Annotated in this window: 7 protein-coding genes; 2 read left to right on the plus strand and 5 right to left on the minus strand. The window is 33.5% G+C overall.

Going from position 1 to position 16,086, the window contains the following annotated elements; genetic code table 11:
* The first annotated feature begins 82 nt into the window (after nucleotides 1-82).
* Both ACFOWA_RS04875 and ACFOWA_RS04880 read left to right on the plus strand, forming a co-directional pair.
* The gene (locus tag ACFOWA_RS04875) at nucleotides 83-994 is read left to right on the plus strand and encodes a glycosyltransferase family 2 protein (RefSeq protein WP_378982345.1); all 912 of its coding nucleotides are present in this window, start codon (nucleotides 83-85) and stop codon (nucleotides 992-994) included.
* A gap of 9 nt (nucleotides 995-1,003) precedes the next feature.
* A complete protein-coding gene (locus tag ACFOWA_RS04880) occupies nucleotides 1,004-2,173 on the plus strand; it encodes a glycosyltransferase family 2 protein (RefSeq protein WP_378982347.1) in 1,170 nt (389 codons plus the stop codon).
* A gap of 8 nt (nucleotides 2,174-2,181) precedes the next feature.
* On the opposite strand, the gene ACFOWA_RS04885 is transcribed toward ACFOWA_RS04880, so the two are convergent.
* The 5 genes from ACFOWA_RS04885 to ACFOWA_RS04905 form a co-directional block, all read right to left on the minus strand.
* A complete protein-coding gene (locus ACFOWA_RS04885) occupies nucleotides 2,182-2,967 on the minus strand; it encodes an FkbM family methyltransferase (RefSeq protein WP_378982349.1) in 786 nt (261 codons plus the stop codon).
* 67 nt (nucleotides 2,968-3,034) lie between these two features.
* Nucleotides 3,035-3,868: a cupin-like domain-containing protein gene (locus ACFOWA_RS04890; RefSeq protein ID WP_378982351.1), complete on the minus strand. Its 834-nt coding sequence runs from the start codon at nucleotides 3,866-3,868 to the stop codon at nucleotides 3,035-3,037.
* Nucleotides 3,869-3,987: 119 nt separating this feature from the next.
* Complete coding sequence (locus ACFOWA_RS04895; RefSeq protein ID WP_378982353.1) at nucleotides 3,988-4,671, minus strand: 4'-phosphopantetheinyl transferase family protein; 684 nt, start codon at nucleotides 4,669-4,671, stop codon at nucleotides 3,988-3,990.
* A gap of 10 nt (nucleotides 4,672-4,681) precedes the next feature.
* Nucleotides 4,682-8,704 carry an amino acid adenylation domain-containing protein gene (locus tag ACFOWA_RS04900; protein WP_378982355.1) on the minus strand — a complete coding sequence of 1,341 codons (4,023 nt, stop codon included), beginning with the start codon at nucleotides 8,702-8,704 and terminating at the stop codon, nucleotides 4,682-4,684.
* Nucleotides 8,704-15,327 carry an amino acid adenylation domain-containing protein gene (locus tag ACFOWA_RS04905; protein ID WP_378982357.1) on the minus strand — a complete coding sequence of 2,208 codons (6,624 nt, stop codon included), beginning with the start codon at nucleotides 15,325-15,327 and terminating at the stop codon, nucleotides 8,704-8,706. The genes ACFOWA_RS04900 and ACFOWA_RS04905 overlap by 1 nt, the downstream gene beginning before the upstream one ends.
* Nucleotides 15,328-16,086 lie beyond the last annotated feature (759 nt).

Consider the following 16,086-nt stretch of genomic DNA (forward strand, 5'->3'; position numbering starts at 1 on the left):
TAATCAAAATATAACAAACTACTACAGATTTAGTTTTATTTATATTAATTAGTTCTGGTTATTTCGTTATTTTTACCCAATAATGAAATCAGTATCAATCATCACCGTTAATTTCAATCAGCACCAGGTTAATCTAGATTTTTTAAATTCATTGAAACAAAACCCATCCACTTATGATGTAGAAGTTGTTTTTGTGGATAATGGGAGTAGAGAAGAGTTTGAGCAGGAGTATAAATCCGTATATCCTGAATTGATCTATGTGCGCTCAAACATCAACCTGGGTTTTGCCGGTGGCAATAACTTGGGGATAAAAAAAGCAACCGGCAATTACTTATTACTTTTAAATAATGATACAGAAATAACTTCTACCACAATTGATGTATTGGTTAACGAAATGGAAAGTAATGCTGAAATTGGTTTACTATCTCCATTGATTTTGTATTACGACCAACCCGATATCATTCAATATGCGGGTTTTACCGAAATGAATTATCTAACAGGTAGAAATAGTGGTGTTGGCAGCATGCAGCAGAACAAAGGTCAGTTTGATAATGATAGCAGAATTACTGGATATTGCCACGGTGCCGCAATGATGTGCAGAAGAACTGATTTGGATCATGTTGGGCTAATGGCTGATGAATTTTTTCTGTATTATGAGGAATTAGATTGGTGCGAAAGATTTAGGAGAGCAGGTAAGAAAATATGGTTTACAGGTGAAACGAAAATTTACCACAAGGAATCGATGAGCGTAGGGAAGGAGAGTGCAATAAAAACTTACTTCATGACGCGTAATCGGATGCTGTTTATAAGGAAAAACACAGGCCTCCTTAACACGATATTATTTAGCTTATACTACATTTTTGTAGCTTGTAGCAAACAAATTATAACGTACCTTTTAAAAAATAGATTGGATTTAGTTAAATGGACATTTAAGGGTGTCTTTTGGAATCTAACACACTCTAAAAACAGTAAAAATTTAGGTTTTAAAATTTAAACATCCCAAATGATTATAGCTTTCTGGATTTCCCTATTCCTTATAATTTACACTTTTGTAGGTTATGGTTTTTTATTGTATCTGTTGGTTAAATTAAAAAGACTTTTTACAAAACCCTTTTCTTTTAATGTTAATGCAGAATTACCGACTGTTACCATTCTGGTTGCTGCATGGAATGAGCAAGATATTATTGATGAAAAAGTTTTAAATACACTCGATTTAGACTATCCAAAAAATAAAATGCAGGTTATTTTTATCACTGACGGCTCTACGGATGAAACCGCAGAAAGGATAAATAAATATAGCGAAATTGAGCTTTTGCATGAAGATATTAGAACGGGTAAAATGGCCGCTATTAAAAGAGCTATGCCTTTTGTTAAAAACGAAATTTTAATATTTACCGATGCAAATACTTTTTTAAATAAAGCGGCGATAAATGAGCTTGTAAAGCACTATCAAAATCCTAAAGTAGGTGCGGTTGCCGGCGAAAAGAGAATAATGGTAGAAGAACTTGCTGATGCTAGTTCTGCAGGTGAAGGTTTTTATTGGAAATATGAATCGAAGTTAAAAAAGTGGGATTACGAATTGTATTCAAATGTAGGTGCAGCTGGGGAACTTTTTAGTATTAGAACAGCCCTTTATCAGCCGGTAGAATCGGATACGATTATTGATGACCACATGATTGCCATGCGTATTGCTGAGAAAGGATATATAATTGCTTATGAACCAAATTCTTATGCATCAGAAACATCATCAGCAAATGTGAAAGAAGAATTAAAAAGAAAAATAAGAATGGCGGCCGGAGGGATTCAATCCATTTTAAGATTAAAGAAAGCCGCTAATCCGTTTCATTATCCAGTGCTTACATTTCAGTATATATCTCACCGGGTTTTAAGGTGGACAATTACACCGTTTTTATTAATCTTCTTGGTTGTTCTTAACGTAATGATTGTGCTTAAAACCGACCTAATTTTGTACCAGGCTATTTTATTTGCTCAAGTTTTATTTTATTTGCTAAGCGCATTGGGTTGGTTTTTCGAACAAAAAAACATCAAAATAAAGGCATTTTTTATTCCCTACTATTTTTGCATTATGAATTATGCTGTGTTAGCAGGAATGATTCGATATTATAAAAAGAACCAGAGTGCAGCTTGGGAGCGTTCTTTGCGAAAAACTTAGAAAGGAAATTATTCCTTAGATTTTAATAAATCATAAATATCTTTACGCACAAAAGTTCTTTTCATCATATAGGTAGAATGCACCATAACATAGCCTGCTTTCATAAGTTGATTTGATGATTTTCTTATTCTAAGCTTATGTGCTAAATCTTTTTTATGGTACACTTCATCAAACTCAATACAAATAATTTTGATATCGAGTTTATCTTTTACAATGCTATCAATGACTGTGTATTCAGCGCCTTCAATCTCGATTTTAACCAAATCTATTGATATGTGACCAAACTCCTGCATAAAGTTCTTTAACTTATCTACAGGTGCTTCTATATAATCGTCAGAATCTTGAAAGAGATAAACAGAATGAGATATATAATTATCTAATTGAGGTGCGTAAAATTTTAAGGTTGTTTTTTCATTCCACACACCTTTGTTTACATAGGTTATTTCATCGATCTGTTTGCTATTTAAACGATAAACGAAATTTTTATCGTCAAACACCCCAAATGTTTCGCCCTTAGCTAATGTGTCTTTTAATTTTTTGAAATAGTTTATACCTTCAGGCATTGGGTCAAAAATAAAGACATTCGAATCAAATAAAACTTTTAGTTCTGTATCAAATGATATATCTTCTCCAGCACCTATGCAATAGCAGATAGAATTTTTATCTAAATAATTATTTGGAATGGTATAACCGTGATGCTCAGAACCAACATGAATCAAGTTCTGAAGTGGCTTAACATGCGAGTACGGGTGAAATTTGATTATTTTCTTTAAAGTTTCTTTAAGAGCAGCCATGATTTTGGTTTGTTTAATTGAATTAAAATTTAAGCGAAGTCAAGATTGAATATCAAAGAATTTAGAATTATCTTAAGTTGTTTCCAATTTTACAACCAAGCCAGGCATAACTACCCATCGTTAGCGCTTTAACTAGTCCTTCACGTCTTTTAAAATCCCATACATCTTTTAAAAATGGCTTATAATTTTTTTCATTGAGCTGGTCGAAAGCTACAGAAATAGTTGTAGTAAGCGAATATGCCGAATGCCATGTGCCGAAAGGTATAAACAATGTTTCACCCGGGCCAACTGTAAAGTTTACAGGTGTGGCATTTTTGTACTTAGGGAATTTTTCGTAATCAGGTTCAAAAATGTTTACTTCCGAACGCCATGGATCATCCGCTTTCGGATACAGTAAATCTTCCTGTCCACGTGGGAAAACTGTAAACTGCTTTTCACCATATAATTGTGTAATCCACGCATTTAAGTGGTAATAATCTAAATGTAAGTATGGAAATTTACCACCAGGCCCGCCAATAAAAAGTTCTGTTGCACTACCCCAATAGCCTTTCTTGAACCATTGACTCTCCAACCAATTTGGTAAAGCATAATTTAAATTTAATGGCTGAATGAGTGGTAAAAGTTCAGGTAAGTCAGTAGTAATATTATATTTTAATGGATATGGTGCCGGATTTTCTACCGTGCTGTTTTCTACCAAATCAAAAACCTCACTCATGGTATAAGTTTTACCTTCTTTTGTTAAAACCCTTTCGCCATAGTTACTTTTAAACCACTCTGGCGTAAGTAATCCTTTAGCTTTCCAAACGCTGGAAGCATCTTTAAAAACAACAGGAATACCTGGTTCATAGAAATTTTTTATAAATTCCTGATGTGTAATGTTATCAACTCTTTGAATTTCCATGGGATGAAATGAAATTTGGAATACAATTATAATTATAATTTTTTAGGTTAATCGAGGCGCTTAATGAGATATTTAGACGGCTTAAATATTTTTTTTAGGAAATTTAGGGATTGAATTTATTATGTTAAATGCCAATATTTATACATGCTTTGATGCTTTGATGATGCTATACTTAAAAAGTATCCATCATTCAATTTAAAACTTTTTAGTTCGTAAAAAACTCCAAATCGCTCTGCATTCTTTACGGTACAATCAATAGCCGGAAGATTATCTGTTAAGCCTTCTCCGGTTGCTTTTAATAATGCTTCCTTTCTTGTCCAAAAAAGGTAAAAGCTATATAAATCAGTTATCATTTTAATTTCCTTTCCGTTAAAGCACTGATATATAAGATTTTGGTAATCTAAATTTGTATTAATGTATTCAATATCTACACCTATAGCATTTGTACTTAATCCTATCACTACATAATCTCCACTGTGACTAATATTAAAATGTATATTATTTATATATGGCTTTTTATATTTATTAAATTCAAAATGTATATCTGTCGGCTTTTTGTCCATCATTTTTGCCAATAGCATTTTGCTGTAAAATTTCCCAACAATATATCTTTTTTTATCATCCTCTTGGGCAAATCTATTTGCTTTATTTAGTTCATCAGAGGTTAAAATAAGCTTGCAACTATCTTTAATTGTTTGATAAATATCAACTGAAATTTTAAAAACATTAATGTAATTATCATCTATGATGATACTTTTATCATAGACTTGCCAATGCAGAACATGATTTATTAGGTTATTCAATTTATATTTATCAGTAATTGATATTATTTAAAACTGCATTTAATTTGTCTGACAAAATTTTAACATGATTAGGTTTAAAAAATTGAAGGTGCTCAAGCGGAACATCGACCAAAGTTAACTTCCCATTGATGTATGGTTCCCAACCATTTGTATTTGCATTGGGGATATAACTTAATAAAATATCATTAGATTTAAATAGATGCACATCTGCATCGTATTTCTTAATTTTATATTTTCTAAAAGCTTTTGCATGTACAGCTTGAATATTACCTAAAACATATTTTGGATTTGATAAATTTTTTTTGGTTGGCTTTATCTTTTTATAAATATTGTACATGGTACCCAAGCTATAACTCACTTTATGGTTAAGGAATTTTTTTGGATGCTTAAATAGATATACAAATCCAAAGCCTATAAATTTAAATGTCCAATTTATAATTTCTTTGTGGTCGTTTTTGCTGGCTAGTTGAGCATAGCTTTCACCATCAAAATAGGTGTCTAAAAGGCCTAAAAATGAAACTTTTTTACCCATTTTTGCCATTTGGTAAGACATTTCTAACGCAATTGTTCCGCCAGATGAGTACCCCATAACTAAATATGGTCCGTTAGGATTGTTAGTTATAATTTCATTAACATAATCTGAAGCAATTTTTTCGATAGTATTATATGGTTCAATTTCAGGATTCAAACCCTTTGGTTGCAGGCCGTATATTGGTCGGTCGGGATCTATTTCTTTTGCTAACGGTTTAAAAACAATTATATTCATTCCCTGCCCATGAATGATGTACAGAGGTGCTTTTTTGCCTGATGATTTAATAGGAATTAGAGAATCCCAATTAATATCAACTTTTGATTTATTTAGTTGAAGGGCGAACTTTTCTACAGTAGAATTATCAAATAAAATTGAAAGTGGCAATCGCAAATTTGTTTGCTTTTCTATTTCCACCATCACCTTAATGGCAATCATAGAGTGGCCACCAAGTTCGAAAAAATCGTCTTTTATACTAATTTTTTCAAGATTTAGGTTTTTTGCCCAAATATTCGCAACAAGTGTTTGCATTTCATTGTGTGGCGCAACAAATCCTTCTATGTCTAGCTGATTTCCTATATTAAACTCCGGTAATGCTTTTCTATTAACTTTACCATTTGACGTTAAAGGAAGTTTATCTAGTTCGATAAAGATTTTAGGAACCATATATTCAGGCAGTTGCTTTCTTAGAAACTGAACTATTTCATCTTTATCAAAATTGCTGTTCAGCACTAAATATGCAACTAACTCCTTTTCTCTTTGCTCAACTTCTACAGCAAAAACCGCGGATTGCTTTACATTCTCGTGCTTTTGTAAGGCATTCTGGATTTCACCTAATTCAATCCTATTGCCTCTAATTTTAATCTGGTCGTCAATTCTTCCTAAGTATTCTATATCACCGCTGGCTAGCCATTTAACCAAGTCGCCGGTTTTGTAAATCTTTTCTTTATTCCTGTTATTCGGTTTTTTTATAAACACGCTATTGGTGAGTTCCTCATTGTTAAGATATCCTTTTGCCAAACCTAAACCACCAATATAAAGTTCACCAGGAACACCGATTGGACAATTTTTTAAATTTTTATTTAATACATATATAGAAGCATTTGAAAATGGCTTACCAATTGGAATAATTACAGGATAATCATAATCTTTATCAACCAAATGAATCAATTTACCTATCGTAGTTTCTGTTGGACCATAATGGTTCACAATTTGACAAGATGCGTTTGACGCTTTTATTAGCTTGATGTACTCTGCAGGCAACGCTTCGCCACCAAACATTAAAATCTTATGGGGTGCTAATAATCGCTTTTGAGACATTAAAAACTTCCATTGAGAGGGAACAATTTTCAAAAAATCAATTGGATTATCATTAAAATACTGATGAATATAATCGGCATTGTTGAACCGGTCTTTTGCGAAAATATGAAGTTGAGCACCTAATGTTAGCGCACTAAATAGGGTAGTATTGCCCAAATCGGTAGAAATTGCAGAACCAAGTGCAAAACTTCTACAACTTTCTAAACCAGGGATTTTATTTCTTAAACCAAACAGGTAATCAGTTAATGCAATGTGCTGGATCATAACGCCTTTCGGGTTTCCTGTTGAACCAGATGTGTAGATGATATAAGCTAAAGAATTGGGATCGGAAACTAGTGATGGTTTTGATGAGTTTGCCTTCCAGGCAGGAAATGTCTGCTCATCTATAGCAATTACTTCTAGAGCTGATAATTCATGGAGTTTTTTAGCAGTTACGCCATCGCTAATAATGAGTTTAGATTTTATTTCATCAGCAATAATTTTAATTCGGCAAATAGGATATTCCGGATCTATTGGAACATATGCACAACCTGCTTTCAAAATTCCGATTATTCCTATAACTGTTTCCAAAGATGGGTGAATGCAAATTGGAATTAGTGCATTATCTGGTAAACCTTTATTAATTATATGATGAGCAAGTTGATTAGCTTTTGTGTTTAATTCCTTATAGGATAGTGATTTGCCTTCGCATACAACAGCAATGTTGTTAGATTTGGTTGTTGCTGCATTTTCAAATAAATCTAGAATGGTAAGGTTTTGAGGGACATTTAGGCTGGCTGGTGTTATGTTTGGAAAAGGATTTACATTAGATACCGTATCAGCTATTAGCGTATCAGGATTATCGGAAACAACTGTAAGTAATGAAACGAAATCATTCATCATTCTATTGATCGTTTCAGATGTAAACAGCTGTGTATTGTAAGCCCATTCAAAAATCATCGAATCTTTTGAGCCATTAACATTTAATGAAATTTCGAAGGTTTGTGATACTCTTGGATTTGATATTATTTGATGCGTTAAGCCTGAAAAATTAACAGCATCATCCATTCCTCTATCAACATTAAAAACTACAGGAACTAAGGGTATGTTGGCTTTGTTCCTTTTAATATTTAATTTTTTTAATAGTTCGCTAAAAGTTAACCGCTGATGATCATAAGCATCTAATATTTCATTTTTTCTTTTTAATAGATAATTTATAAATGAAACATTTGGGTCTATTTTACTTCGTAATGGTAATAAATTTACACAATGGCCTATTAAGTTTAAATTTTCAGATGCCAATTGCCCGGCTGCCGGTAAACCCAAAACAATATCTTCCTGTCCGGTTTGATTATACAAAAAAACTTCAAAGACAGCAATTAAAGTAGATACAACACTACTTTTTGATTTTACTGAAAAGTTTTTAACTGAATCATAAAGTTGAGCATCTACTACATAATCATTTCGTTTACCTTGGTAAGTTCTGGTTGTTGGACGGCTAAAATCCAAAGGCATATCCAATACAGGAACATCATCTTTAAATAGATTAAGCCAAAATTCTTGCGTTTGAATATATTCTTTTGTTTTACTGAAAGCTACTTGCTCAAGTGCATATTTACTTATTTGATCTGGAACTTTAAGTGTAGATTTAATTCCGCTTAAGCAAGCATTGTAGCAATTGCTTAAATCTTCCAGAATAATTCCTAGCGACCAACCATCTCCGATAATATGATGAATGATGATGGTAAAGTAATGCGTTTGATTATCTAGCTTATGAACAAAGAATTTAAACAACGGACCATCGTAAAGTTGAAATGGAATACTAATCTCTTTTTGTACAAAAGCTTTTAGTTCTTCTTTTATCAGAGAGGAATTAATATGTGAGAAATCATTAAAGACAACTTCATCATCTACCTGATTGTAAACAATTAAGTTCTCGCCATCTTTAGAAATGGTTGACCTCAAAGCTTCATGACGAGCAGTAACCATATGTACAGCCTCTTGAAAAGCCGCGAAGTTAAATCGACCGCTTAAATTTAAAGAAACAGATTCGTTATAAGCTAAACTTGCAGCATCGCCGCCAATGATACACGATAACCAAATCTCCTTTTGAGATTCATTTAAGATAATAACTTTTTCAATTTCCTTTCCCTCTTCAAAAGGGTTAAAATCTACTACGATTAAGTTAGCCTCTGCCATATTCATTAGCTAAGTTTAACCTGAAGGTATTTTCCTTCTTGATTTGAATCCTGAACGAACCAGGCAGGGTTTCCATCTCTATCTTTACCAAGTTTAGCCCCTCTAACCGGCGGATTGTTTTTATCAACAACCACTTCATCAATCTTAAAATTGTTATTTATCTTATTTGCCGATGGGAAAAATCCTGCTTCAATCATTTCATCCATACTTTCTATAAAGCAGCTAATTATGCTGTCGATACTTTGGTAAGTTAATGTTTCTGTAATGAAACAAGGAAAACCATCTAACACATGAATTCCTTTCTCACGCATCAAAACAAACATTAATTCGCTATACGGAATTTCTTCATGGTATTTTATTTTCCATAGCGAACCATAATTCGCAACATAAATTGGTAATTGTCTTTTATCAAATTCTGCATTAACTGTTTTTGCTAAGTAAGCACCTTTATCGTTTAAATCTTGTTGCAAAGAAGGACCTTTTTCTTTCATGTAATTTAAAGATGCCTTTGCAGATGCAAGCGCTAATGGATGCCTTACAAATGTTCCTGCGAAATAGGTTACACCAATTTCTGGATATGAACCATCACCATATTCCCAGTTACCGCCATCTAATGCATCCATCATATTGCTATTGCCCGCAATTGCACCAATTGGTACACCGCCTCCGATCACTTTACCATACGATGCTAAGTCGGCCTTTATGCCAAACAATGCTTGAGCACCACCTGGATGCATTCTGAAGCCAGTAATTACCTCATCAAAAATTAATGGAATACCAGCATCAGTTGTAATTTGTCTTACCTTTTTTAAAAATTCTATTGGCACAAATTCTGGCCTTCTGCTTTGTACTGGCTCTACCAGTACACCTGCAATTTCGCTGGCTCGCTCTTTAATAATTGCCAAAGATTCATCGGTTCCGTAATCTAAAACCAGAATGTTTTGAACAGCCTCGGGCATAATACCTGCAGCTGCCGGAAAAGACTTTAATTTTTTCGTTCCTCTAACCAATACTTCGTCATTGATGCCATGATATGAACCTGTAAAAGAAACAATTAACGAACGGGCTGTTACTGTTCTGGCAATACGAATACAGCCTAAAACCGCTTCAGAACCTGTGCTACAGAGTGCAGCTCTATCAAATCCGGTAAATTCGCAGATTAATTTACTAACTTCAGCTGCCAATTCGTGCTGGGGACCAACTTCATAGCCTTTTTCAATTTGCTCATGCATCGCATTTTTAATCACCTCAGGCTGATAACCCAACATGCTCGAACCAAATCCATTTAAAGCATCGATATATTCATTTCCATCAATATCCCATAATTTATTTCCGCTCGATTTATTTACTACAATAGGGTAAATAAGCTCTTTAGTTGCTGGTCTGAAACCAGATACAACCCTTGGATCGGCCATGTACGACCTGCTATTTTTTGTGTATTCTTTGCTTTTTGCGGTCTTCTTATTGTATCGCTCTGTTAAATTTGAGATAAAATTTAATTGTTTTTCATTTAAATCATTCGATTGACGTTCAATTCTCGGCGTGGCTCCAAAGGGTTTTTGAATTTCTGCCTTTTCCTCAGCCGATAAATCAGCATCTACAGCTTTTGCTAAGCTATGACTATTATTGTTGTTTAAGATGGTTTGTTGAACAGGTATATTAGTTACAGGCGTTTGTCCTTGCATTAAAAGTACTTGCTTGGAAAGTATTTCGAGTTGCTGAGCGATCAAACTTAAGGCACTATCATTACCTACAAAATTAATGTTGTTCTGTTGAAGATAGTTAAATGAAGGTGTACTGTTAGCAGCAACTTGATGATTATTTTGATTAGAAACAGGTAATAGAGCGTCCTGTGGAGTATTCTCATTTACATATTGAACTAATGATTCTACCGATGGATATTCTTCATTTAATTTTCTGAAGGTAATTGGTAAGTTAAATTCACGCTTCAAAGAAATTGCAACTTGGGTTAATAGTAAAGAGTCTAAACCCAATTCTAAGAAATTTCTTCCCGAATCAAGTTCACTAATTTCAATACCTGAAGCATCTTCTAATATTCGTTTTACTTTAGTTGTCAGGTTGGTAATTCTCATCTCATTCGTATTTAGAGGGATAATTTCAGGCGATTCATCTTTTAGAATAGTTTGTTCTTTTGAAAAGGTTTTAGCAGCTAACGGTTCTACCCAATATCTTGTTTTATCAAATTGATACGTTGGAATATCAATGATTTTTCTTGATTGTTCAGCATAAAAGCTTTGCCAATCTGGAGTTATGCCATTAAGCCACAATTGGCCTAAAGCATGCAGGAGGGAAGCATATTCGTTTTCTTTATTGCTTAAGCTAGATAGTACAATAATTTTGGCAGATTTAGCAGCAGCGATTTGTTTAGTTAAAGCACTAGTTACCGTTCCTGGACCAATTTCTATAAAAATAGCATTTTCACCATCAAGTATAGTTTCTATTGCTTTCGAAAACTGGACTGTTTGCCTTAAATGATTTGTCCAATAATCAATACTTAATGCTTCGTTTTCAGTTAACATATGACCTGTTACCGTTGATATAACTTCTTTATCTGGAATGGATAAGTTTACTTGAGATACAACTTCTCTGAAATCGCTCAATATTGGGTCCATCATTGATGAATGAAAAGCATGGCTGGTAAGCAAAGGCTTATTAGCAATTTCTGCTCTATCTAATATCTGGCTCAATTCAGCAATTTGCTCAAAAGAACCTGCCACAACACATACTTTTTGGCTATTTATGGCAGCAATAGATAGTTCGCCAAATAACAAACCTTTAACTACATCACTATTTTCTCTAACCGAAAGCATGGCACCTGCTGGCAATTTACTTATTAGGAGTCCGCGGTTTGCAATCAATTTTAAACCATCCTCTAAAGAAAATATTCCTGCCAAATGTGCGGCAACGTATTCACCAACGCTATGTCCGCATAATTTGGATGGATTAATTCCCCAACTTATCCAAAGTTTTGCTAAAGCATATTCGGTAACGAAAAGTGCGGGCTGCGTATATTTTGTATCCTTTAAATTTGAATTCGAAAGTTCATTTATTTCTTCAGGATAAATTACAGTTCGAATGTCTCTATCAATATAGCGTTTCAGAATTCCGGCACATTCATCAATTGCAGCTTTGTAAACAGGTTCTTCTATGTAAATTGATAAACCCATATTTAAATACTGTGCACCTTGGCCTGGAAAAGTAAATACAATTTCCTCCGGTATTTCGCTTAAGGTATTACTATTATATATATTATTCTGTGTTAATAATTCTTTTGATTGGTTTACTGAATCTGAAACTATAAAACTGCGGTAATTGAAATCTGTTCTGGTTTTTTGTAGCGTGTATGAAACATCAGCAAGGATTTGGTCTGGTTTATCAATTAGCCAAGTATTTAATTTTTTCGCATAGTTTTCTCTGCTAGTTAAAGAATTTGCAGACCAAGTAACTAACTTAGCTGGCTTGGTTTTAGAAGCTTCCTGTTCAATATTTTTATATTCCTCAACAATTACATGAACATTGGTACCACCAACGCCAAAAGAACTCACACCTGCAATCCGATTTTTATTTTGCCAATCAGTAAGTTGTGTATTTACATAAAAAGGACTGCTAGAAAAATCAATGTTATGGTTTGGCGTTTTATATCCAAGTGATGCAGGGATTTTTTTGTGCGTAAGCGCTAAAGATGTTTTAATCAATCCTGCAACGCCTGCAGCATGGGTTAGGTGACCAAAATTGCTTTTAACAGAACCTATAGCACAATATTGCTTTTCCATTTGCAAGCCAAAAGCATCAACTAAACCTTCAAATTCAATAGGGTCGCCAATTGGCGTAGCAGTTCCATGAGCTTCCACGTAACTAATTTCAGATGCACTAATACCTGCATCTGCAATCGCAGCACTTATTGCTCCAGATTGACCTTCACTACTCGGCGCTGTAAAACTACTTTTAGCAAAACCGTCATTGTTTACACCAACACCTTTAATTACGGCGTAGATTTTATCACCATCTTTTATGGCCGAATCTAACTTCTTTAATAATACAGCACCAACACCATCACTAAAAACTGTCCCAGTAGAATTGTTATCAAAAGGTGTGCAATGTCCATCTGCACTTAACATGCTGCCTTCCTGATAAATATGGCCGCTATTTATTGGCGCAGTAATGCTAGAACCGCCTGCAATAGCAATTTCGCACTGATTGGCTCTTAAACTATTAACCGCTGTTGCAATGGCTAATAATGAAGTTGAACAAGCAGAGTTTACACTAACTGCCGGGCCTTTCAAGTCTAAATGATAGGCCGTTCGAGATGCTAAATAATCTTTATCATTTACGGATAAAACCTGGGTTTTACCTTGGTTTTCAATTAAATCAGGATGGCTTAAAACATTATTCTCATAATATGTATTGTTACCGTTTCCAGCGAAAACGCCAATGACCGAATCTTTCTTTGTTGGTAAATAGCCTGTTGTTTCCAATACTTCATTCGCTACTTCAAGGAATACCCTTTGCTGAGGATCCATCAACTCTGCTAGCTTTGGGTTTATTCCGAAAAAGGACGCGTCGAATTTATCAGCGTCGGTAATTATACCTCTGGCTTTAACGTAAGAAGAATCACTTCGTAAATAATCCGGTATGCTTTTATCTAGTTCTGCTTCAGAAAAGAAAGTTGTTGATTCTCTACCTTCTGCTAATAAATTCCAAAATTCTTCGATCGTATTTGCACCAGGAAATTTAGCAGCCATGCCTATAATTGCGATGTCTCTTGAACTACCTGATATGCTATTTTCTTGCTTTAATTTACTTTCGTTTGGGTTTTTGTCTAAAAATTTAGCTATTTCTGTAACCGTCGGGAATTGATAAAGTTTGGTTACAGGTAAAATATAATTAAACTTTGATTTTAACTCGGCAACTGTTTTTTGAGCCAGCAAAGAGTTTCCGCCGAGTTCGAAAAAGTTATCATTTACACCAATTTTGTCATAACCAAAAAGCTGCTTAAAAACCTCTTCAAGTTGTATCTCCTTTTGCGAAGACGGTTTTTTAAATATTACGCTTGAATCTGGTCTTTGGTTAGTCGGTATCGGAAGCAGTTTTCTATCAACTTTTCCACTTGTAGTTTTAGGAAATTCTGATAGCCATACATATGCCGATGGAATCATGTAATCGGGTAATTGCTGTGCAAGCCATTCTTTTAATTTATTTCCTTGATAATTTGTTTGCTTACCTATTAAATACGCCACTAAAACCTGTCTTCCAGGTAAATCTTCTCTTAAAAGAACTGCAACCTGACTGATGTCTTTTTGTTGTGCTATGGCTACTTCGATTTCTCCAAGTTCTACCCGATAACCTCGTATTTTAATTTGCGAATCTCTTCTGCCCAAAAATTCGATGTTTCCATCAGCAAGTTTTAGAGCTAAATCCCCAGTTCTGTAAATTCGGTTATTAGTGGAGGGTTGTGTAACGAATTTTTCATTTGTTAATTCTGGTAAATTTAAATAACCCTCGGCAAGGCAAATACCTTCAATGCATAATTCTCCGGTCTCACCTTCAGGCAATTCCTTTAAATTTTCATCAAGAATTAAAATGTTTGTATTGTAAATAGGTTTGCCAATATTGGGTAGAGCAGGCCATTCGTTAGGATTTCCTGATAATCTTAATTCAGTAACAACGTGAGCTTCTGTTGGTCCGTATTGATTGTATAAAATCGAACCTGGAAGATTTACAAAGAAATTCACCACCTGTGGAGTAACTTTAAGCTGTTCACCAGCTGTCATAACTTCTTTTAATGATTGTGGATACAGGCTATTTACTAATGCGCTTTCTGTGATGGATTGTAGCGCAACAAAAGGTAAAAATATTCGGTTAATTTCTTGCTCAGAAATCAGGTTAAGCAACATAAATGCATCCAATCTCACGTCTTCAGAAATTAAGATTAAATTTCCACCTGAAATTAATGTTGCAAAAATTTCCTGAAATGAAACGTCAAAACTTAAAGGAGAAAACTGTAAAGTTTTAGTTTTTGCTTCTGCTAATGATTTTTCCTTTTGCCATAAGAGTAAATTAACCAAGGCATTTTGCCCCATGCAAACACCTTTGGGGTTGCCTGTTGTGCCTGATGTATGTAGGATGTAAACCAGCCTGTTTTTATCTGCAGCGATTGGCAAATTATCATCTGGTAGGTTTATGCTCTTTTCTAAACAATCTTCTATAAAAAGAATATTTGTATTTAGTTTTGAGTACTTTGATTTATGCTTTTTGGAGATGAGGAAAAATTCTGCTTCTGAATTAGCCAAAACAAAGCCTGCTCTATCTTTAGGATAGCTGATATCAACAGGAACATAAGCACTACCTGATTTGATTATGGCTAGCAAGCATATTATTACATCGATAGAGCGTTCTGTAGAGATTGCAATTCTCGAATCGGGTTTAATATTGTTTGAAATTAGAAAATGAGCAATCTGGTTCGATTTCCTATTCAAATCATTATAGGATAGATTTATATCTTCAAAACTTAATGCAATTTCATCCTGATGAATTTTTACAGCATCGTAAATCAGCTCATTTAATGTAAGTAAATTATTGTTAGAAGATTTGATTAGAGATGAAAACATAATTCTAAATTATACTTAAAAAAATTAAATAACTGGGTTCAGATTACAAACTTTTCCCCAAAAATTTAAATTTTAATAATAATAATGTATCAGATACAACCATAAATAAGGCTGATTCCTGAAAACTTCGGGTAAGTTGCATTAAAAAAACAGGAATAATTAAACGTGTTTTTGAAGCAAAAGAGCGGTAAAGATGATTAAAAAAACCTTTGGGAAGTTTTAATCTGATTGTTTGGTATTCAGTCATGATTGAGAGTTATCGACTTAAATTCACATTGCGAAGTGGTTTTATAAAAACTACTTCAAATTTTAATAGGGTGATTGCACAATTATTATTTTAAATAATTCTGCATTTCAAATATAGCAAAATCGTATATATTTTTAGTACAAAATATTAAACGATTTTATAATAGTGTTTCTCTAATTTCGTTCTAATATTGTTTGCGCTAATTGTTTATTTATTTCATGTAACTTTTATAAATATTTAAGTCGCCAAATTTTTATTATCTAAAACAATAAAATTTTAATAAGATATTATCTGGCTTTAAAAAAATAGAAAGGGGCTTAAATCCATAAGCCCCCAATAAACCAAACAAACTATTTATGAAGTTTTTATACAACCATCATCAAATTAATTTGTTTTAAAAAAGAGATTAAAGTGAATTAATCTCTTTTTGCGTTAATTTAAATCGTCCCGTTGATTTATATCTAACTAAACAAACATCTAGAAAGATTAGAATTTAAACAATACCAAAAATT

Source organism: Pedobacter lithocola (genome assembly GCF_042650845.1).
GTDB classification, from domain to species: domain Bacteria; phylum Bacteroidota; class Bacteroidia; order Sphingobacteriales; family Sphingobacteriaceae; genus Pedobacter; species Pedobacter lithocola.

Coding starts and splice junctions, on each gene's coding strand:
- ACFOWA_RS04875 (WP_378982345.1), top strand. CDS start 83: ATGAAATCAGTATCAATCATCACCGTTAATTTCAATCAGCACCAGGTT.
- ACFOWA_RS04880 (WP_378982347.1), top strand. CDS start 1,004: ATGATTATAGCTTTCTGGATTTCCCTATTCCTTATAATTTACACTTTT.
- ACFOWA_RS04885 (WP_378982349.1), bottom strand. CDS start 2,967: ATGGCTGCTCTTAAAGAAACTTTAAAGAAAATAATCAAATTTCACCCG.
- ACFOWA_RS04890 (WP_378982351.1), bottom strand. CDS start 3,868: ATGGAAATTCAAAGAGTTGATAACATTACACATCAGGAATTTATAAAA.
- ACFOWA_RS04900 (WP_378982355.1), bottom strand. CDS start 8,704: ATGAATATGGCAGAGGCTAACTTAATCGTAGTAGATTTTAACCCTTTT.
- ACFOWA_RS04905 (WP_378982357.1), bottom strand. CDS start 15,327: ATGTTTTCATCTCTAATCAAATCTTCTAACAATAATTTACTTACATTA.